An 18,298-nucleotide genomic window follows, 5' to 3' on the forward strand; every position below is an offset into this window, starting at 1 on the left:
CATTCCTCACGGGCTGCAAACACCCCAACTCATAGTCCTGCCGCGTCGATGACGTCCTCGAGCACGCCCAGACCGGTGTCGACCTCGGCCACGACGTCGCGCACCACGGCGAGGTCTTTGCCGACAAATTCGCCCGCCAGCTCGACGAACGACGCGACGGAGCCGCCTCGGGCCACTAGGTCCAACACCGTGCTGGCTGCGCTGCCGTGGTGCAGCGCCGCCAGCAGCGTCGACTCCGAAACCCCGAGCCGCATCGCCACGTCGACGGCGCCCGACAGCAGCCCGATCTGCGCCGCGAACAGCGCGTTGTTGACCAGCTTGACCTTCTGCCCGACCCCGAGCGGCCCGACGTGCAGTACCGGATCGCCGTAGCAACTCAATACCGGCCGCACTTGCTTCACCGCTTCGTCGGTTCCGCCCACGAACAGGGTCAGCTCGCCCGTCGCCGCCTGGTGCGGGCCTCCGCTGACTGGTGCGTCGACGACCTCGATTTCCCCCGAGGCAGCGATCGTCTCCACCGTGCCTGGGCTCCCCGTGGTATGCACCACCAGCGCCGAGCAGGGCGCCATCGTGGTGAGTAGGTCGGTGTTCAGGCAGATTTCACGCACCTGCTCGTCGTTGAACACGCAGAGCACGACAATCTCGGCGGTCGGGCCGACCTCGCGAATGTCGGTCACGGCCACCGCGCCCAATTCGGCGATCGCGCTGCGCTTCTCGTCCGATCGTCCGAGTACCCGGACATCGTGACCGGCCTCGACGAGACGACCTACCATCGGCCGGCCCATGCGCCCCGCACCGATGAACCCGATTCTCACCGCAGGTGCTCCATCAGAGCCAGGGTGGCGTCGGCGGCATCGAGCACCGCGCCGCCGGGAACACCGGCGGACTTTGCCAGATCGGCGATCAAGCGCACATCCTTCTGCAGTAGAGCGCCGGCCAGCCCGGCGAGACGATCCAGTCCGCCGGTGTCGCCGCCAAGAGTGTTGAGCGCAAAGCTGTTTGCGCTACCTCGCGCGATGACCTCGGACAGTCGGTCGGGTACGACGCCGAGAGCCTCGCCAAGAGTCAATGTCGAGGCCGCGGTTCCGAGATTTGCCGTGAACAGCAGGTTGTTCAACAGCTTGGTGGTCTGCCCCGATCCCAGGTCGCCCAGATGCACAATCGGGTCGGCGTAGGTAGCGAACACCGGGCGGCAGCGCTCGACGATGTCGGCATCACCGCCGACCATCACCAACAGCCGACCCTCCGCCGCGGCAAAACCCCCACCGCTGACCGGAGCGTCGATGACCGAGACGCCCTGTGCGGCAGCCTTCTTACCCAGTGCATGGCAGGTTCTTGGATGAACGGTGCTGTGTACCGCGATCACGCTGCCCGGCTGGAGCCCGGCCAGCAATCCGGTGTCGCCGCCGGCAACTTCTTCCACGTCATCGTCACCGAGGACGCAGAGACAGACCAGATCACTGGCGGCGGCGAGGTCGGCCGGAGAGCCGGCAACCGTGGCTGCGGTATCCGCGAACGGCTCGAGCGATGCGGGTCTGCGCGCCCACAACGTGGTCGGATAACCCGCGTCGACAATCCGCCTGGCCATCGGGCCGCCCTGGCTACCCAGCCCGATGAATCCGACCCGCATCAACCGGCCTCCAAATCGCCTTCACTGGGCACACATTCGTCGATGAACGCAAAGACGCGTTGGTGATAATCGGCGGCAGTGCGGCCAAGGCTGAGGTTGTGGGCCGCGTCGTGCTGGTGATTGAGGGTGAATCGGGGTGCGGCGGAAAACAAGTCGGCAATCTCGGCCAGCGCAGCGGTATCGGACTCCCAGACCTTTTCGTGTTCGGCAACGCTGAACTGCACCGGAACTCGTACCTGCGCGGCCAGCGCCGGGAAGTCGCGGCGAGGCCAGTCGGTGACCATTGCCGCTTCATACAGCCCGCCCGACGCGGCGCTCGTGATGCCGCCGATCACGTCGGCCGGATACAGCTCGGTGGGCTGCCACAGCAATTCGCGCAGCCCGGGCGGCCGGTGGGTCGCACTGGCCGCTTTCAGAACCTCGCGGGCAGCGGGCTGATACCTCAGGCCGGTGCCGGCTATTTCGATGCCGAGCAGATCCGACCCGCGAGGGTCGACGGCCATCCGCAGTGCCAGTTCGCAGCCGCTGGAGTGCGCGAACACGAACAGTCCCGCACCGCGGGGCCGCTCACCGAGAATGCGGTCGACTGCACCGTAGGCCAGGGCGACCCGCTGCTCGGGCTGCGCCATCGCCTCCGGATACGGCGCGGAGCTGCCATAGCCGGGGCGGTCCAGGGCGATCACGGTAAAGCCATGGGCGGCACCGGTTCTCAGCAACGAAAGTTCCGGATGACCCGGACAGTCGAAATACAGCCCGGTGGTGCCGCCGCCGTGCAGCGCAACGATGACGGCCCGCGGCTGGGCCGCCTCGGCGATCAACGCAGACATCGGCACGCCGTTGACGACGACGACCCGCGGGCGAGGGGCGTTCATGTATCCGCTCGCAACAGCAGCACACCGCTGGGTGTCAGCCCGCCGCTGCTGACCACACCGACACGGGTATCAGCGACCTGGCGTTCGCCGGCCTCACCGCGCAGCTGAGTGACGGCTTCGTGCAGCAGCCCCATGCCGTGGGTCCGGCCATGCGAGAGCTGGCCGCCGTGCGTGTTGAGCGGCAGCCTGCCGTCGCGGGCGATGTTCCTGCCGCCTTCCAAGAACTCGCGGGCTTCGCCGATTTTGCAGAACCCCAGCGCCTCAATCCAGGACAGGCAGTTCATGGTGAACCCGTCGTAGAGCTCGGCGACGTCGACGTCGTCCGGTTTCAGCGACGTGCGCGACCACAGATGTGCGGACTGGCCCAGCACCTGTGGTTCATGGGTCAAAGTGCTTTGATCCCAATCGATCCGCTCGATAATCTGCGTTCCCACCGCCTCGACCAGCACCGGCGGCTTGGCCAGGTCGCGGGCGGCGTCGACCGCCGACACGATGACCGCAATTGCGCCGTCGCAGGGCACATCGCAGTCGTAAAGCCCGAACGGTGTGGTGATGGGCCGCGCGCTCAGGTAGTCCTCCATGGTCATCGGAGACCGATAGATTGCCGACGGGTTGAGCTCGGCGTTGGCGCGCTGATTCAACGCAATCCAGCCCAACGTCTCCTTGGTTGTCCCGTACCGATGAAAATGCCTCTGCGCATTCTGTGCCAGCGTGTGGGCCGCCGAGGTTGCGCCGAACGGCATCAGCCAGCTGGCGGTGCGCCCGCCGGGCGGGACGATCTTGCCTTGTTTCACAAGTTCGTTGTAGGTGGCTTCCCATAATGTCCGGAAGCACAGCACATGCCGGGCAAGGCCGCCGGCAACTGCGAGCATGGCGGCTATCACCGATCCGCCCGGACCGAACGTTTCCATTCCGCCGTTGTGCCACACCGGCCGGATGCCCAACGCCGCCTCCAGCGCGGTGACCCCGCCTTCGCCGAATCCGCCGAAGTTGCCACCCCCGGGATAGGTGGACAATCCGTCGATGTCACCGAGCGTCAACCCGGCGTCGGCGACCGCAGCCTCGCAGGCCTGCACCGTCAGCGTGAGCGGTGGCGTCATCAACCGACGCCCGATATCGGACATGCCGATTCCGGTGAGCGCCACCTTGTCCTCGAACTTCTCGCGAGTGAGCATGGGACGGACGTATTCGCCGAAGCTCTCCGGCGCGATCTCGTCGACCGGCAGTGCTGCCGGCTCGCTATCAGCGACGGGGCGAAACAGCGGCAGCCACACGTCCTCGATGTGCTCGAAAACAACCTCGACCGGCTGACCCAGTTGCAGCCGATCCGGTTCGCACTCCACGATATTCGTGGTCAGCCGGACTCGGGGATCCTCCGCGATCGCCACCTGTGCCACCACATACGGGGCGGGCAGGCCAGGCAGACTGAACCGGTGATTGATGGTGAAGCCGGCCAGCGTCCCGCGGCCCGACAGTGCCCGTATCCCGACGTTGTGTGAGCGGCAATAGCGGCATACCGGGGCCGGGGGATGGATGAGCGCCGCGCAGTCTCGGCACTCCCGAAGCCGAAATGTGCCGTCTTCGCCCGATTTCCAGAAGAACTCGTTGTCCGGTGTGATCAGCGGCAGTGGGCGCCCGGTCAACGGGTGAACCCCCACTCCGCTTCGTTGGCCTCGGTTTTCAGATCCGCGGCGGGATCTTCGGGAGGGGTCGAGGATGGGCGGGTATCGACGGCGCGGCGCCGCTCACCGATCTCCATGATGGCGTGAACGGGGCAGTCCAACAACGCACGCATGACCGCATCGTGGTCTTCCTCGGCCACAACGCCATCGCCGATCAACGACGCGTAGCCCCAGTCGTCGAGCGAGAAATACTTCGGCGCATGTTTGGCGCAGAAGCCGAAGCCGTCGCAGACGGTGCGATCCAGGCGGATCCTCATGGGTTCGGTCATAGCGACTCCACCTCGTAGGGCCGGTGGGCCCGGAACATTCCGGCATGGCATGCCTCGCAGGCATTGTCGAGGTGGCGATCCACAGCATGCGGGAATTGGTCGAGCAGGCTCCCCGCCACGTTGCACGCGGCGTCCAGGGTCGCGCACGCGCCCCGGCCGCGCAGCACAACCGACCAGCGTCGCAGCGCGGTGACATCCTCGCGGCTGGCGACACCGTCACGCAGCGCACCGGCGGCGGCGGCCATCGCGGCCGTGCCGTTGAAACACGAGCCGCACTGCCCGGCGTTCTCGCGGTCAAAGTACGCCAGCACGGACGCGGCGACGGCCACCGCGCAGTCGTCGGTGAGCACGGTGATGGCACCGGCGCCCAGGCCGCTGCCCAGAGTTCGTAGTGTTTCGTGGTCCAAAGTGGCATCGAGGACGGCGCGGTTCAGCAGCCCGGCGAAGTAGCCTCCCATCAGCACACCCTTCACCTGGTCTGCCGAAACACCGTGCATGCCAAGAAGGTCGGTGAACGGCAAGCCGTGCGGGATCTCGTAGAGACCGGGTGGACGGCCGGCACCGGTGATGGTGATCAAGAAGGTGCCCGGTGAGTGCGACGTCCCTTGCGCGCGAAATGCTGCGGACCCGTGTCGGAGCAGATACGGCAGATTTGCCAGCGTTTCGACATTGCTGACCAAGGTGGGTAGCCCGCCGACGCCCTCCTGGAACGGGCGGGGCGGCTTATCGGTCGGCTTGACCGGGCCGCCGTCCAGCGCGCGCACCACCGCGGTCTCTTCGCCGGCGATGTAGCCGGGATCGACCAGCCGCACCTCGACCGCCACGCCGCCGAGCATGGCGGGATCGAGTTCGGTCAGCGCGGTCTCGACACTGTGGGCCGATTGGAGGTCGGAAACGTACACATAGCTGCGGTCGGCGGCCACCACCGCCGCGGCCAGGCGCAGCCCATCGAGAACCAGATGCGGGCGGTTGCGCAGCAGCCATCGATCTTTGACCGAAGCGGGTTCGCCCTCTTCGCCGTTCGCGACAACGACGGTGCCGGTGCTCAGGCGGCCGTTGTCGCGCACCGTGCGGAGTTTGACCGCGAGCGGAAAGGCGGCACCGCCGCGGCCGAGCAGCCCGCTACGATCGACCTCCTCGAGCAAGTCGTCGGCAGAGGTAAGCGGTTGGTAGCCGCCGAGTTCGCGATACGCCGCATAGTCCTCACGGCCGGGTTCGCCGCACAGTAGCCGCGGTTCGACGTCGGGCCAGCTGGCGACGGTTAGGCTTGGACTCATGCGAACTGCGGTGGTACGGGTCGGTGTCGACCCGTCGGGTGTGCTCACACCCGCGCGGTTAGACGAGGGCATGGCCACCCTCCTGGAACTGGCCGCGGCGGCTGGTGTCGATGTGGTGCCAACCAGCATCGCGGGGATGCCGGCTGCCCGCCGCGAAGTACGGCTGCTGATCAACGGCGACGACGCCGACGTCGTCCGGCAGAGCGCGGTTGACTTGTGCGCTAAGGCTTTTGGCACTGATCCTGTGGCCGGGGTGGTGACTTACGTCAGCCGGGGAACCGACGACGACGCGCATGGCGTGTTGGCCGGATTCGGGCTGACCGGCGAGATCAGGCGAGTGCCCGGAGACAATGGGTTCGACGTCGTGTACGTGACGCTGCGCCAGGCCGATCTGGAGCGCATCCCGGAAAGCCGGATCCACACCGCACTGGAAGCCTCGCTGAACTGCGAAGTGCACATTCTCACCGGGTAAAACCATCAGCTGTCCAAAAATTCCACTATCGCCGGGGCGGCCTGCACCCAGGTGTCGAACAGATTGAACCGGTCGACCTTGCCCGTCGCCCGGGCTTCCGATGCACGCTCCCAGGCGTCCTCGGGCCACGGCGGATCGATCAGTTTGGATCCTTTGATCAGGCAGCTGACCTCCAGTGAGATTCGCTTGGGATGGTCCCAGTCGTTTTCTCCGCCGCGAATGATCAACGTGGGGACGGTGATCCGGTCGAACATCTCGTCGTCGACGCCCGGGATAGTCTGCCCGGGCTTGGACACGAAGGCGTTCAGCCAGCGCAGCATCACCTTGAGGAACTCGTCACGGCCCAGATCGAGGAACCGCTGCTTGTTGTTCGGGTTTTCCTCGATGCGTTCGCGCCACTCCGGCAGCTTCATCACTCCTTCGATGCCGGTTCCGCGCGCCGCCAGAATGCTCGGAATGACGTAGTAGGAGCCCAGCACGAAGGTTCCGTAGATACCGCCGACGATGTTCCACACCACCAACTTGGTGACCAGCTCGGGATAGAGCATCGTGGTCAGCATCGAATCCCGCGCCCCGCCAGAGCCGCCGGCCAGGATGCACGGCGCCGCATCGAGTTTGGTCAGCAGCCCGTGCAGGGTTTCGGCCCGCATGTGCGACTCGCTTTGTCCGTAGAACTGCACATCGGAGGCTCCGCAGTTGGGCCGGTCCCACAGCAGCACCCGGTACCCGCCGGCGACCAGCGCCTCGGCCAGTGGACGTAGGCCGGGGATCTCCTTGCTGAACCGGCCGCCGGGTGTCAGGACGATGAGATCCCCTGATTGACCGAGGATTTCGTAGACGACATTGCCGCCGTTCACCTCGATAGAAGACACGGATTCTCCTCAGGCCATCACCAGTACGTCGTTGCCGACGACCCGGACCGGATAGGTGCGGATGCTCCACTCCGGTTTGACCGCGGTCGTCCCGGTTGCGAGCTCGAAACCCCATTGATGCCAGGGGCAGTAGATGTACTCCAGGTCGCGGACCATGACCGCGTCACCGGGGGCGGTCTCGTCGACGATGGTGCGACCGCGGACCCGCCCCGAACACAGCGGTCCACCCTGGTGCGGGCAGTAGTTCGCGATCGCGTAGAACGTGCCGTTGACGTTGTAGACCCCGACGCCGTGCCGCCCGATCGGCACCAATTTATGGGTGCCCGGCGGGATTTCGTCCACCGTCGCGACGACGTGCTCGCGACCCTGAGCCAACCGGGGCCGCGTGATTTCTTCGCGCACTCAGAACACCCGTACTTGACCCTCGAGCACCGGAACCGTCTCCGGCAGGTGATAGGTCGCGATGCCGTTTTTGAACATGACCGCTTCGCGGGCCGCCTTGGGCAGGTGCTTGACCAGCCAGCGCGGGTCGTCGAAGGTCCAGTGCGGGTAATCCGACGAGTACAGCAGGATCTTGTCGCACTCCATCCACTCCAGCGCCCGGGTCAGCTCGGTTTTGTCCTCCGGATAATCGAGCGGCTGAGTGGTGAACTTGATGTGATCCTTGAGGATTTCGCTCGGCTTGCGTTTGATGTCCATCTTCGACTTGCGGGCCTCGTAGATCGCGTCCATCCGCCACATCAGCGGCAGCACCCAGGTGAATGCGTGCTCGACGAGCACGATCCGCAGCGTGGGGAAGCGGTCGAAGACCCCGTCGAAAATCAGGCTCATCACCTGGTTAGCGGCCAGCAACGAGTAGGTCACCATGAAATCGTGGTTGTAGCTGGGGAATCCAACTGGCGGCATCGGCAGCATCTCGTAGTTGCTGCGTGACAGGTGGCAGCTCACCACGATGTCGTGCTTGGTGGCGGCCGCCCAGACCGGGTCGTACATCGGGTGGCCCCACGACGGCCGCGGTTCGGCCTTGAGCAGGATCTGCGCCATGTACGGGTGGCCGGCCCACCGCTCGATCTCACGCGCCGCGCCCTGTGGATCCTCGATCGCCACGCAGATCGATCCGCGCCAGCGCTCATGCCAGTTGTTGTGGCTGTCCAGCCAGTGATTGGCCTGCCAGTCATTTAGCGCGCACGACATCGCCTGGTGGGCTTCGGGCAGGCGAGGTGTGCGAGCGCCGGGTTCCAGGATCGCGATGTCGGAGCCTGCCTCCATGATCAGCTGGCGAAACGCCATGTCCGGGTCGCTGCCCGGAAACTCACCATCGGGCGGGAAGGTGTCGACGCGCATCGCATAGGCGTGCGCATAGTCGGGGGCGTCGTAGTAGATCAGCTCGCCCACCTTGTGCTCTGCGAAGAACTTGCTGCGCCACGGCTCCGGGATGTATTGGACGAGTTCGCCGCGCTTGGGCACCGGGTGCACATCGGAGTCGACGCATCGCACCGCGATGCGCTCTGCCGCGGGCACCCGTTCGTGAGTCTGTGTCACAGTCATCGTGACCTCCCTGTATCTACTGTGTGGCCAACTCGGCCGGGATGTCTATGCCGTAAAGCTCCGCGGCGTTACGCCAGCACAGCTTTTCGCGTTGCTCGGCGGTCAGCGCGCTGGGCAGCGTGGACAGATCCCACGAGTGCCAGTGCGGGTAGCTGGAGCCGAACATCACCATGTTCTCTTTGCCGGTGAAGCTGAACCACTGATCGGCGAACTCGACATCACCGGGACCGTCGAGACCACCCGCGACGAAGTAAACATGCCCGGGCAGATAGTCACTTGGTATCCGCGGCGCCCATGGCGTCTGCTCCAGATGCGGCCGACCGAAAGTATCCATCCGCCAGATGAACGGAGTGACGAAATCCGCTGCGCCGTCGGCCCATACGAACTTGACCGTGGGGAACCGCTCGAACACACCCTCGGCGATCATGTTCATCAGGTGGTAGAGGTAGTTCAGCGACATGAAGCCCAGGTACTGCTCGTAGGTGCGGGTGTGTCCCGACGGCGTCGGCGGAAACGCGACGCCCTCACCGGTTTCGATGTGCACCGCCACCGGAAGATTCGCTTCGGCGGCCGCTTCCCACAACGGCCAGAACTGCGGTTTGCCGTAGAGCTCCCGCGATTGCAGGGGGACGCCGATTTGCACCACCTGCGGGTGGTCCTTGTACTTGTCGAGCTCGCGCAGCGCGCCGGCAATGTCGTCGGGATTGACCCGGATGGTGCCGCGGAACCGGTCACCGAATTCGCTGGACTCCAGCCAGCGCGACACCATCATCTCGTTGTGCGCCGCGCACAGTGCGGAGCCGAGGTGGCGGTCCGGCATGATGCCACGGCCCATCGGGTGCAGCACCGCGACGTCGACGCCCCGCTCGCTGAACAATTGCTGCGCCACGAAGTCAGGGTCCGAGCCCGGGTAGCCGCGGTTGGGTCCGCGGGTGCCGGGCGCGTATTCGCCGCCGGGTGTGCCGTACCAGTCCATCTCGTAGTCCGGGAAGCCGCGGCTTTTGAACGGCTCGCGCAAGAACTCGCGCAAGTCGCGCGTGGACGGGAAGAAGATGTGCACGCTCGCGTCGATGACGGGTGTCCGGGTGCCGTCAGCGTGTTCGATCACTAAGCCCACCTTCCGGCTTCGGCAGTCAACAAGCGGCCCGGCCGGCTATACGATAGATAACCTAACATTCTGGTGTACCGCCTATCAACGGATTTCCGGTAAGCATTTCGATTAAGCACAGGACCAGTGGTCGTGGTCCGCTGCAAGTAAAATTCTTTACTTATGAGAATATCATTCTAATGACCACTCCGGCACCTCGGCCACGTCGCAACCATTGCGACACATGAGGTATGAGATGCGGTTGCTTCCTCGTCAGCAAGCAGCCTTGCGAGGTCTGAGATGCATACTTTCGTTAACGAGAATGCTATTCTCGGACGATGCTTCTAGAGTTCGACGCGGATCAGCGGCTGTGGCAGGAAACCGTACGTGATGTCGTCGCCAAGCAGTGTCCGCCGTCGTTGGTGCGCAGCGTGGCCGAAGAAGGCGCCGACACCAGCGCGCTGTGGAAGGTCTACGCGGATCTGGGCTGGACCGAGCTGAACGATCCGGCCAGCGCGGTGGAACTGGCCATCGTCACCGAAGAGCTGGGCCGCGCCACCGATCCCACGGCGTTCTTGGCCACGATGACGCAATTCGCGCCGCTGGTCGGCGAGCGATTCGACCCGCAGGCCCCCGGGGCCGCCGTGTACAGCGGCGTCGCGGTGCGCCGCGACGCGCAAGGCTGGATGCTCGACGGCACGGCGCGGCATGTGCTCGACGGAGACCGCGCCGAGCGGCTGGCGGTGGTGACCGACGCGGCGGTGTTCGTGGTCAGCGCCGGCGATGTGTTCGTACGGCGCTCGTCGATCTTCGACCCGGTGCTGCACGTGGCCGACGTGACCTTCGACGGGGTCCACCTGCCCGATGCCGCCCGGGTCAGCGTCGACACCGAGCGGGCACGCCATGTCGCCCTGACCGGGATGGCGATGACGATGGTCGGCGCCTGCCAGCGCATCCTCGATCTGGTCCTCGACCATGTGCGCGGCCGCCAGCAATTCGGGGTGCCGATCGGGTCGTTTCAGGCCGTACAGCACAAGGCCGCCGACATGCACGTCGCGATCGAACGAGCCCGCGCGCTGGGCTATTTCGCGGCGTTGACCATCGCCGAAGACGACCCGCGCCGGCGGCTTGCGGCCGCGATGGCCAAAGCCGCAGCGGGGGAGTGTCAAGCCCTGGTGTTTCGTCATGGTCTACAGCTGTTCGGCGCAATGGGTTTCACGTGGGAGAACGATCTGCAGTTCGCGCTCAAGCGCGCCAAAGCCGGCGAGTTGATGCTCGGCGGTGCCGCCGAACATCGGGCGATGATCGCCGAGGAGTACCGTGCAGCTCGCATTTGATTCCGACGTCGAGGAGTTCCGCGCGGAGTTCGCCGCCTTCCTCGACGAGCATCTGCCCGACGAAGCCGAGACGACGGAGCGGCCCCGCTCGGTGTCGCACATGCCGGCCTGGGCACGCCGCTGGCAGCGACTCCTGTTCGACAACGGCTGGCTGCTGCCCACCCAGCCTCCGGAGTTCGGCGGACGCAACGCCACCGTATTGCAGCAGTACGTGTACCTAGAAGAGTTGTGCCGCAGACGGATCTACCACAGTTTCAATCCGCAGGGCGTGAATATCATTGCGGCATCGCTGTTGTCGTTCGGCACCGATGAGCAAAAGCACCGCTGGGCGGTGCCGATTCTGCGGGCCGAGATCACCGCGTCGCTGGGCATGAGCGAGCCCAGCGCCGGCTCCGACCTGGCGTCGCTGCGCACCCGCGCGGTGCGAGACGGCGACGACTTCGTGGTCAATGGACAGAAGGTGTGGACATCGGGCGCCCACGATGCCGACGTGTTGCTGACGTTTGTGCGCACCGATCCCGATGCCCCAAAACACAAGGGCATCAGCGCGTTACTGATCCCCACCGACACCCCCGGTGTGGTGCGACGGCCGTTTCCGTCGATCTGCTCGATCGATGACTTGGACTTCAACGAGGTGTTCTTCACCGACGTGCGGGTACCGGCCGAAAACCTGGTCGGGCCGCTGAACCAGGGTTGGCGAGTCGCCAACGGGTCGCTTGGGCACGAACGCACGATGATGTGGCTGGGCTTCGCCGACCGGCTGGATAACCTCATCAGTGATTTCCATCCGGCTACCGCGGTGGAGCGCGACCAGTACGCGACTTTGGTGATGGACCATCAAGCGCTGCGGCTGCTCGGCTCGGTGGCGCTGGCGCGCGCCGCCCGCGGCGAGGAAGACGTGCCGGCGTTGTCGGTGCTGAAGTTGCTCGGTTCTGAAGCCGAGCGCGCAGCGTGCGAACACGCGCTGTCGGCCGCGGGCCCCGACGGGCTTGCACATCCCGCCCTGACCGGCCCATACGCGCCGATGAACCTCGACCACTACTTCGCCAGCTGGTTCGAGCGCTATGCCCGCAGCTTCTCGGGCACGATCGCCGGCGGCACCTCGGAGATCCAGCGCAACATCATCGCCCAGCGGGTGCTCGGCCTGCCGCATTGAGGCGCCGTCCCAGACGCGCTCAGTACCGCACGAGGGTGAACGGGTAGGTGTCCGTTCCGCCCGGGGGTCCGGCGCAGCCCTGGTCGTAGGTGGACACCACCGAACCGGTCAGCGTCACCGGATCCCATGTGTAGACGTCGTGCGAAGGACGGAAATACACCACGCAGCGCACCCCGTCGGGCACATCGACGACCAGCGTGTAGCGGCCATCGACCAGTTGCGCATCTCCCCAGTACGGCGCCGCTTGCCCGTTAGGCCGGGGCACGGCCGACACATGGACACAGTCTTCGGATGCAGCCGGAGTGCACGGCCGGATCTGCCATATCCAGGAGTGACCCGGATCCCGCGGGGTCTGCACCTCATAGTTACCGATCTGCATGCGTGCTTGGGCACTCGGCGCCAACGCCACCGCTGCTGTCGTCAACGCCACGCCCAGTGTCAACTTCTTCATCGGCTGCCCTCCGTTCCGTCTGGCCAGTATGTCAGTCGATGACGGCGACGTCCTTGCGTTCGGTGATGGGCCGAGCGAGCTCCTGCTCGTCGCAGATCCGTTGCAGCTTGTCCAGCGTTTCATCCAGACCCGCGCCGAGCCGGCGTCCGGGGGTGAAGGTGGCCGGGAGCTTGCGCATGCCCTGGATGACGCCGATGGTCTCGTAGTGCACGGTCCCCTCGGGGTCGCATTGGTAGTCAGGCATCCGGTCGAGCACCGCGGTGAGCATGGATTTGAACACCGTGCGCGCCACGTTGGAGCCGATGCAGCGATGCACACCGAGACCGAAGCTGAAGTGCCGGTTGCCTTTCCGTTCCATGACGATCTTGTTCGGGTCAGGGAACAGCGCCGGGTCGCGGTTGGCCATCGCCCAGGAGATCCAGAGCCGCTCACCCTCTTTGAACTGGGTTCCCACGATTTCGACGTCGTCGGAGAAGGTGCGTCCGTCGCCCGGCGCGGGGGTGAAGTAGCGCAGGAACTCCTCGGTCGCCGAATCGAGCAGGGTGTCCCGCTCGCGGCTGAGCCGTTCACGTTGATCGGGATTTTGCGACAGCCACTCCAGTGAGTGCGCGGTCAACGCGGTGGTGGTGTCGAAACCGCCACCGATGACCAGACCGAGATTGCCCATGATCTCCAGATCGGGAGCGGGATTTCCGTCGATCCGCATACTGATGAGCGCATTGACAATGCCCGGACGCGGTTTCTCGCGGATCTCGATCATGTTGTTGAGCAGATCCAGACCCATCTGGCGGTGCATCGCGACCACCCGCTCGATGTCCGGGGAATGTTCAGGGGTGTACACCGCGGCGTGGGTCGGCTCGCTGTAAAGCGCCCAATTCTTCAGCGGGATACCGAGCATCGCCAGGGTGAGGACGGCCGGCACCACGTTGGCCAGATCGTCGACGAAGTCGATACGCCCTTCCTCGATCTTCTCGTCCAGGCATGCCCGCGTCACTTCGTCGATGAACGGAACCCACCGCTTGACCGCGGCCGGCGACAGATACGGGTTGAGCACGTTGCGGTAGATGCGGTGCTCGGGTTCGTCCATCTCCAGGATGCCGCCGCGCACACCGCTTGCGCGCTTGGCCTTCGGAATCGAAATGCCTTGGTATCCGCGCCGTTCACCGTTGACGTCGTGGTCGTTGGAAACGTGCGGGCAGCGGGCCAGCTCGAACACCGCCTCGCTTCCTGCGGCGACCCAGTGACCGCCGTAAGTGTCGGTCCACGCCACCGGACAGTTGGCAAGCATTTCTTCGGTGATCTTCTCGAACTGCAACCGGTACTCCGGCGTGTGCCGGTCGAAGTGATACCGGTTCTTCTTGCGATCGCTCAAGGCGTTTCCTCTATGTCGATGGCTTGCTCCGGGCAGGACTGGGCGGCTTCGCGAACTTGTGATTCGTATTCGGGCGGAACATCTTCGGTCACCGCCGAGGAATGTCCCTCGATGTCGTCGAGCACGAAGGAATTCGGGGCGATCATGGCGCACAGCGTGTGGCCTTGGCAGCGTTGCGAGTCGACCCTGACTTTCATGTCTTCCCCTTCTGAAGTCGTACCGCTTCAGGTAGCCGCGGCTTAGGTGTTTCGGCCGCCGTTGACGCCCAATATCTGTCCGGTGATGTAGCCGGCCTCTTCGGAAGCCAGAAAGGCGCATGCGGCCGCAATGTCTTCCGGTTTGCCGATGCGGCGCACCGGTGTTGCGGCGATGTTTTTGTCGATGTCGCCGATGAAGCCGTGCTCTTGCGCGCTACGCAGCATCGGGGTGTCGATGAAACCGGGCGGTATGGCATTGACGGTGATGCCGTTGGGCCCGTACTCGAGGGCCAGCGACTTGGTGAGCCCGTTGACCGCGGATTTAGCCGCCACATAGTGGGCCATGTACGGCGTGCCGGAATGCGTGCTCGACGACGAAATGTTGACGATCCGGCCATAGCCGGCATCGATCATGTCGGGCAGCACCGCCTGGATCATGTGGAAGACACCGTTGAGGTTGACGTCGATGACCCGCTGCCAATCCTCGAAGTCGATGTGGGTGAACCGCTTGAAACCGTCGAGGCCGGCGGCATTGACCAGAACGGTGACCGGGCCCAGTTGCTCGCGAATGCCCGCGAGCGCAGCGTCCACCTGCGAGCGGTCGGTGACGTCGGCGGTGAAGGCGTACTCGGTCTGGCCGGGCTTGAGATCGATGCTCGCGACTCGGTAGCCGTCGCGTCGCAGCCGCTCCACGACGGCCGCGCCGATGCCCGAGCCGCCGCCGGTGACGACGGCCGTTGTCACGTCAGGACCTCGTCTCGGCCCGTCTCATTCACCAAGAATCTCCCTTCCGAATATGAGAACCCTACTCTCACGCTGTTGCGTGCCGCAAGACAAGCTCGAAAGCCCACTCTGCCAGCGCAGACGGCACCGACGCGGGATCTCGGTTGGCGGTATGAGTATGGCAGTCTCGTTTCTTCTGTTTGGTTGAATTCTCAAACTCGGAATGTATGATTCGCCGGGGATGAGAATGAAATTATCCACGTGTTGAGGAGGCCGAATGCCACCGCAGGACGCGACGACGACGATCGCGGAGGGTGGCGGTTCGGCTGACGCCGGCAAGACCTTTGCGGAGGTTGCCGGATGAAACCCCTAGAAGGCATCCGCGTTCTCGAGGTCGCGATGTACGGCTTCGTGCCATCGGCCGGCGCGGTACTGGCCGAGTGGGGCGCCGACGTAATCAAGGTCGAGCACGCGGTGACCGGCGACCCTCAGCGCGGTCTGCGCCAGACCGGTTTGCTGCGCGTGGAGGGCGACCCCAATCCCAACATCGAGCACGCCAACCGCAACAAACGCAGTCTGGGCCTGGACATGTCGGTGCCCGAAGGCAAGGACGTGCTCTATGAGTTGGTTCGCCGCTCGGATGTCTTTTTGACCAGCTTCCTGCCGGGGCACCGTAAGAAGTTCGGCATCGACGTCGAGGACATCCGCGCGGTCAACCCCAAGATCATCTACGCGCGCGGCAGCGCGCTTGGCCCCCGCGGTGCCGAGGCGGAAAAGGGCGGCTACGACATGACCGCGTTTTGGTGCCGGGCCGGAACCGCGGCGACGATCACCCCACCCTCGATGGAGGGAATGATCGGGCCGCCGGGCCCGGCCTACGGCGACACCATTTCGGGCACCAATCTGGCCGGCGGTATCGCGGCGGCGCTGCTCAAGCGGGAGCGTACCGGCGAACCGTCAGTCGTCGACGTCTCGTTGCTGGGCAGCGGCCTGTGGTCGCTGGGACACACGGTGGCCTTGACGGTGCATCTCGGTCAGCGGATGGAGGCGTTCCCGCCCGGCGTGCACGGTTCACCGATCAACCCACTGGTAGGGCTCTACACGACATCGGACGGGCGCTATATCTCCTTCGTGATGATGCAGGCGTCCAAATTCTGGGCCGACGTCTGCCGCCACATCGATCGGCCCGAGCTTGCCGACGACCCGCGGTTCGCCACCGACGAGCTGATCGCCGCCAACACCGCCGAGGCGGTGAAGATCCTGTCGGAGGTGATCGCCACCCGCAGCCTCGCCGAATGGAGCGAACGGTTCGCGACGCTGGCCGGGCCGTGGGCGCCGGTGCAGGACACCTTGCAGGCTGCCAAGGACCCGCAGATCCGGGCCAACGAGTACGTGGTACAGGCGGGCGAGCTCGAATTGGTCGCCAACCCAGTGCAGTTCGACGTCACCGCCCCCGAGACCGGTCCGGCGCCCGGGTTCGCCGAGCAGACCGACGACATATTGATGGAACTGGGATACGACTGGGACCGCATTATCGAGCTGAAGACGGCCGGCGCCGTCACGTAGGTCGGGGGACCCAATGCCGCACGTCGCCGCGATTGGCACCTATCTGCCGTGTTGGGGCACGCCTGTCCGGCGGGTTGGCTTGGGCCGCAATGTTGGTGGGGTTGTTGTCGATGGCGGGTAGGTTTGCGGAGCGGTGGTCGTCGGGTGTGTCTGTGCCGCGGAGTTTTTCGGGTGCGATGCAGGCGGTGGGTGGGTTGTTTGCGATGTCGGCGGATGCGGTGAGGTTTGCGTTTCGTCGGCCGTTTTTTTGGCGGGAGTTTTTGGAGCAGTCGTGGTTTATTGCGCGGGTGTCGTTGGCGCCGACGTTGTTGGTGGCGATCCCGTTCACGGTGTTGGTGAGTTTTACGTTGAATATTTTGTTGCGGGAGTTGGGGGCGGCGGATTTGTCGGGGGCGGGGGCGGCGTTTGGGGCGGTGACGCAGGTGGGTCCGATTGTGACGGTGTTGATTGTGGCGGGGGCGGGGGCGACGGCGATTTGTGCGGATTTGGGGTCGCGGACGATTCGGGAGGAGATCGATGCGATGGAGGTGTTGGGGATTAATCCGGTGCAGCGGTTGGTGACTCCGCGGATGTTGGCGTCGGGGTTGGTGGCGTTGTTGCTGAATAGTTTGGTGGTGATTGTGGGGATTTTGGGGGGTTATACGTTTTCGGTGTTTGTGCAGGATGTGAATCCTGGTGCGTTCGCGGCGGGGATCACGTTGTTGACGGGGGTGCCTGAGGTGATCATTTCGTGTGTGAAGGCAATGCTTTTCGGTTTGATCGCGGGGTTGGTGGCGTGTTATCGGGGGTTGATCATTTCTGGTGGGGGCGCCAAGGCGGTGGGTAATGCGGTCAACGAGACGGTGGTGTATGCGTTCATGTCGTTGTTCGTGGTCAATGTGGTGGTGACTGCGATCGGTATCAAGATGACGGCGAAGTGAGCGGGGCGTTGTTGTGACGTTGCGGGCGGCGTATCCGCGGTTGTTCCGTCAGTTGGAGCGGCCGGTGGGCACGTTGGGCCGTATTGGGGATCACACGTTGTTTTATGGGCGTGCGTTGGCTAGTGCTCCGTTCGCGGCGGTGCATTATCGCCGGGAAGTGGTTCGGTTGATCGCCGAGATTTCTATGGGGGCGGGGACGTTGGCGATGATCGGCGGCACGGTGGTGATCGTGGGGTTTTTGACGTTGGCGGCTGGGGGGACGTTGGCGGTGCAGGGGTATTCGTCGTTGGGCAATATCGGTATTGAGGCGTTGACGGGGTTTTTGGCGGCGTTTATCAATGTGCGGATCTCGGCGCCGGTGGTGGCTGGTATTGGGTTGGCGGCGACGTTCGGGGCGGGGGTGACGGCGCAGTTGGGGGCGATGCGTATCAGTGAGGAGATTGATGCGTTGGAGGCCATGGCGATTCGGCCGGTGTCGTATTTGGTGAGTACTCGGTTGATCGCGGGGATGATCGCGATCACGCCGTTGTATTCGATCGCGGTGATCTTGTCGTTTCTGGCGAGTCAGTTCACGACGGTGTTTTTGTTCGGGCAGTCGGCGGGCCTGTATGACCATTACTTCGACACGTTTTTGAATCCGATCGATTTGTTGTGGTCGTTTCTGCAGGCGGTGTTGATGGGGTTGGCCTTGTTGTTGATTCACTCGCCTGTCGGGGATTTCCCGCCGGGGGGGCCGTCGGGGGTGGGGGTGGCGGTGGGTAATGCGGTGCGTACGTCGCTGGTGGTGGTGGTGTCGGTGACGTTGTTGGTGTCGCTGTCGATTTATGGGTCCAACGGAAACTTCAACTTGTCGGGGTAGTGGAGGAG

The 18,298-nt window shown here is 64.7% G+C and carries 20 protein-coding genes; 6 read left to right on the forward strand and 14 right to left on the reverse strand.

Translation table 11 applies throughout. The features are described 5' to 3' along the window. Positions 1–29 precede the first annotated feature (29 nt). Genes MSP7336_RS09665 through MSP7336_RS09690 form a run of 6 tightly spaced genes read right to left on the reverse strand, consistent with a single transcriptional unit; the run spans position 30 to position 5,730 of the window. Positions 30–815, reverse strand: a complete 786-nt coding sequence (locus MSP7336_RS09665; RefSeq protein WP_113963600.1) for an NAD(P)-dependent oxidoreductase — start codon at positions 813–815, stop codon at positions 30–32. After that, positions 812–1,630 carry an NAD(P)-dependent oxidoreductase gene (locus MSP7336_RS09670; protein WP_113963601.1) on the reverse strand — a complete coding sequence of 273 codons (819 nt, stop codon included), beginning with the start codon at positions 1,628–1,630 and terminating at the stop codon, positions 812–814. The genes MSP7336_RS09665 and MSP7336_RS09670 overlap by 4 nt, the downstream gene beginning before the upstream one ends. Further along, on the reverse strand, positions 1,630–2,502 hold the full coding sequence (locus MSP7336_RS09675; protein ID WP_113963602.1) for an alpha/beta hydrolase: 873 nt from the start codon (positions 2,500–2,502) through the stop codon (positions 1,630–1,632). Before MSP7336_RS09675 ends, MSP7336_RS09670 begins: the two co-directional genes overlap by 1 nt. Beyond that, positions 2,499–4,145, reverse strand: coding sequence for a thiolase C-terminal domain-containing protein (locus MSP7336_RS09680; protein ID WP_069398172.1), 1,647 nt, complete (start codon positions 4,143–4,145; stop codon positions 2,499–2,501). Before MSP7336_RS09680 ends, MSP7336_RS09675 begins: the two co-directional genes overlap by 4 nt. Beyond that, positions 4,142–4,441, reverse strand: coding sequence for a ferredoxin (locus MSP7336_RS09685; protein ID WP_084226641.1), 300 nt, complete (start codon positions 4,439–4,441; stop codon positions 4,142–4,144). Before MSP7336_RS09685 ends, MSP7336_RS09680 begins: the two co-directional genes overlap by 4 nt. Before the next feature lie 8 nt (positions 4,442–4,449). Further along, positions 4,450–5,730 carry an NADH-ubiquinone oxidoreductase-F iron-sulfur binding region domain-containing protein gene (locus MSP7336_RS09690; protein ID WP_069398159.1) on the reverse strand — a complete coding sequence of 427 codons (1,281 nt, stop codon included), beginning with the start codon at positions 5,728–5,730 and terminating at the stop codon, positions 4,450–4,452. On the opposite strand from MSP7336_RS09690, the gene MSP7336_RS09695 reads away from it, so the two are divergent. After that, on the forward strand, positions 5,729–6,202 hold the full coding sequence (locus MSP7336_RS09695; protein ID WP_069398160.1) for a hypothetical protein: 474 nt from the start codon (positions 5,729–5,731) through the stop codon (positions 6,200–6,202). The genes MSP7336_RS09690 and MSP7336_RS09695 overlap by 2 nt on opposite strands. A 5-nt stretch (positions 6,203–6,207) precedes the next feature. Here MSP7336_RS09695 and MSP7336_RS09700 read toward each other — a convergent pair whose 3' ends face one another. The 4 genes from MSP7336_RS09700 to MSP7336_RS09715 are packed head-to-tail and all read right to left on the reverse strand — an operon-like array spanning position 6,208 to position 9,730. Next, positions 6,208–7,074 (reverse strand): alpha/beta fold hydrolase, encoded by an 867-nt coding sequence (locus MSP7336_RS09700; RefSeq protein WP_069398161.1) that lies wholly within the window; start codon positions 7,072–7,074, stop codon positions 6,208–6,210. 9 nt (positions 7,075–7,083) lie between these two features. Next, positions 7,084–7,476: a Rieske (2Fe-2S) protein gene (locus MSP7336_RS09705; RefSeq protein ID WP_069398162.1), complete on the reverse strand. Its 393-nt coding sequence runs from the start codon at positions 7,474–7,476 to the stop codon at positions 7,084–7,086. Then, positions 7,477–8,622, reverse strand: a complete 1,146-nt coding sequence (locus MSP7336_RS09710; RefSeq protein ID WP_069398163.1) for an amidohydrolase family protein — start codon at positions 8,620–8,622, stop codon at positions 7,477–7,479. A gap of 16 nt (positions 8,623–8,638) precedes the next feature. Continuing rightward, positions 8,639–9,730 (reverse strand): amidohydrolase family protein, encoded by a 1,092-nt coding sequence (locus tag MSP7336_RS09715; RefSeq protein WP_113963603.1) that lies wholly within the window; start codon positions 9,728–9,730, stop codon positions 8,639–8,641. Between the two features lie 317 nt (positions 9,731–10,047). Between MSP7336_RS09715 and MSP7336_RS09720 the strand changes: the two genes are divergently transcribed. Both MSP7336_RS09720 and MSP7336_RS09725 read left to right on the forward strand, forming a co-directional pair. Next, positions 10,048–11,046, forward strand: a complete 999-nt coding sequence (locus MSP7336_RS09720; protein WP_069398165.1) for an acyl-CoA dehydrogenase family protein — start codon at positions 10,048–10,050, stop codon at positions 11,044–11,046. Further along, the gene (locus MSP7336_RS09725) at positions 11,030–12,202 is read left to right on the forward strand and encodes an acyl-CoA dehydrogenase family protein (protein WP_069398166.1); all 1,173 of its coding nucleotides are present in this window, start codon (positions 11,030–11,032) and stop codon (positions 12,200–12,202) included. The genes MSP7336_RS09720 and MSP7336_RS09725 overlap by 17 nt, the downstream gene beginning before the upstream one ends. 19 nt (positions 12,203–12,221) lie before the next feature. Here MSP7336_RS09725 and MSP7336_RS09730 read toward each other — a convergent pair whose 3' ends face one another. From MSP7336_RS09730 to MSP7336_RS09745, 4 genes are all read right to left on the reverse strand, one after another. Beyond that, positions 12,222–12,653 carry a hypothetical protein gene (locus tag MSP7336_RS09730; RefSeq protein WP_069398167.1) on the reverse strand — a complete coding sequence of 144 codons (432 nt, stop codon included), beginning with the start codon at positions 12,651–12,653 and terminating at the stop codon, positions 12,222–12,224. Between the two features lie 31 nt (positions 12,654–12,684). Further along, positions 12,685–13,941, reverse strand: coding sequence for a cytochrome P450 (locus tag MSP7336_RS09735; protein ID WP_232321138.1), 1,257 nt, complete (start codon positions 13,939–13,941; stop codon positions 12,685–12,687). 80 nt (positions 13,942–14,021) lie between these two features. Next, positions 14,022–14,222, reverse strand: a complete 201-nt coding sequence (locus MSP7336_RS09740; RefSeq protein WP_113963604.1) for a ferredoxin — start codon at positions 14,220–14,222, stop codon at positions 14,022–14,024. 42 nt (positions 14,223–14,264) lie between these two features. Next, entirely contained in the window at positions 14,265–14,966 is a 702-nt protein-coding gene (locus tag MSP7336_RS09745) for an SDR family NAD(P)-dependent oxidoreductase (RefSeq protein WP_069398169.1), read from the reverse strand. A 339-nt stretch (positions 14,967–15,305) separates the two neighbouring features. Here MSP7336_RS09745 and MSP7336_RS09750 point away from each other — a divergent pair, with 339 nt between their 5' ends. The 3 genes from MSP7336_RS09750 to MSP7336_RS09760 all read left to right on the forward strand — a co-directional run bounded on the left by MSP7336_RS09750 (position 15,306) and on the right by MSP7336_RS09760 (position 18,290). Continuing rightward, positions 15,306–16,511 (forward strand): CaiB/BaiF CoA transferase family protein, encoded by a 1,206-nt coding sequence (locus MSP7336_RS09750; RefSeq protein ID WP_113963605.1) that lies wholly within the window; start codon positions 15,306–15,308, stop codon positions 16,509–16,511. 110 nt (positions 16,512–16,621) lie between these two features. Then, positions 16,622–17,431 carry an MlaE family ABC transporter permease gene (locus tag MSP7336_RS09755; RefSeq protein WP_069398256.1) on the forward strand — a complete coding sequence of 270 codons (810 nt, stop codon included), beginning with the start codon at positions 16,622–16,624 and terminating at the stop codon, positions 17,429–17,431. Positions 17,432–17,444: 13 nt separating this feature from the next. After that, a complete protein-coding gene (locus MSP7336_RS09760) occupies positions 17,445–18,290 on the forward strand; it encodes an MlaE family ABC transporter permease (protein WP_113963606.1) in 846 nt (281 codons plus the stop codon). Positions 18,291–18,298: the final 8 nt, after the last annotated feature.

This window comes from Mycobacterium shimoidei, assembly GCF_900417275.1.
In the GTDB taxonomy this organism is placed as follows: domain Bacteria; phylum Actinomycetota; class Actinomycetes; order Mycobacteriales; family Mycobacteriaceae; genus Mycobacterium; species Mycobacterium shimoidei.

Coding starts and splice junctions, on each gene's coding strand:
- MSP7336_RS09670 (WP_113963601.1), bottom strand. CDS start 1,630: ATGCGGGTCGGATTCATCGGGCTGGGTAGCCAGGGCGGCCCGATGGCC.
- MSP7336_RS09675 (WP_113963602.1), bottom strand. CDS start 2,502: ATGAACGCCCCTCGCCCGCGGGTCGTCGTCGTCAACGGCGTGCCGATG.
- MSP7336_RS09685 (WP_084226641.1), bottom strand. CDS start 4,441: ATGAGGATCCGCCTGGATCGCACCGTCTGCGACGGCTTCGGCTTCTGC.
- MSP7336_RS09695 (WP_069398160.1), top strand. CDS start 5,729: ATGCGAACTGCGGTGGTACGGGTCGGTGTCGACCCGTCGGGTGTGCTC.
- MSP7336_RS09690 (WP_069398159.1), bottom strand. CDS start 5,730: ATGAGTCCAAGCCTAACCGTCGCCAGCTGGCCCGACGTCGAACCGCGG.
- MSP7336_RS09710 (WP_069398163.1), bottom strand. CDS start 8,622: ATGACTGTGACACAGACTCACGAACGGGTGCCCGCGGCAGAGCGCATC.
- MSP7336_RS09720 (WP_069398165.1), top strand. CDS start 10,048: ATGCTTCTAGAGTTCGACGCGGATCAGCGGCTGTGGCAGGAAACCGTA.
- MSP7336_RS09730 (WP_069398167.1), bottom strand. CDS start 12,653: ATGAAGAAGTTGACACTGGGCGTGGCGTTGACGACAGCAGCGGTGGCG.
- MSP7336_RS09735 (WP_232321138.1), bottom strand. CDS start 13,941: ATGCTTGCCAACTGTCCGGTGGCGTGGACCGACACTTACGGCGGTCAC.
- MSP7336_RS09740 (WP_113963604.1), bottom strand. CDS start 14,222: ATGAAAGTCAGGGTCGACTCGCAACGCTGCCAAGGCCACACGCTGTGC.
- MSP7336_RS09750 (WP_113963605.1), top strand. CDS start 15,306: ATGAAACCCCTAGAAGGCATCCGCGTTCTCGAGGTCGCGATGTACGGC.
- MSP7336_RS09755 (WP_069398256.1), top strand. CDS start 16,622: ATGGCGGGTAGGTTTGCGGAGCGGTGGTCGTCGGGTGTGTCTGTGCCG.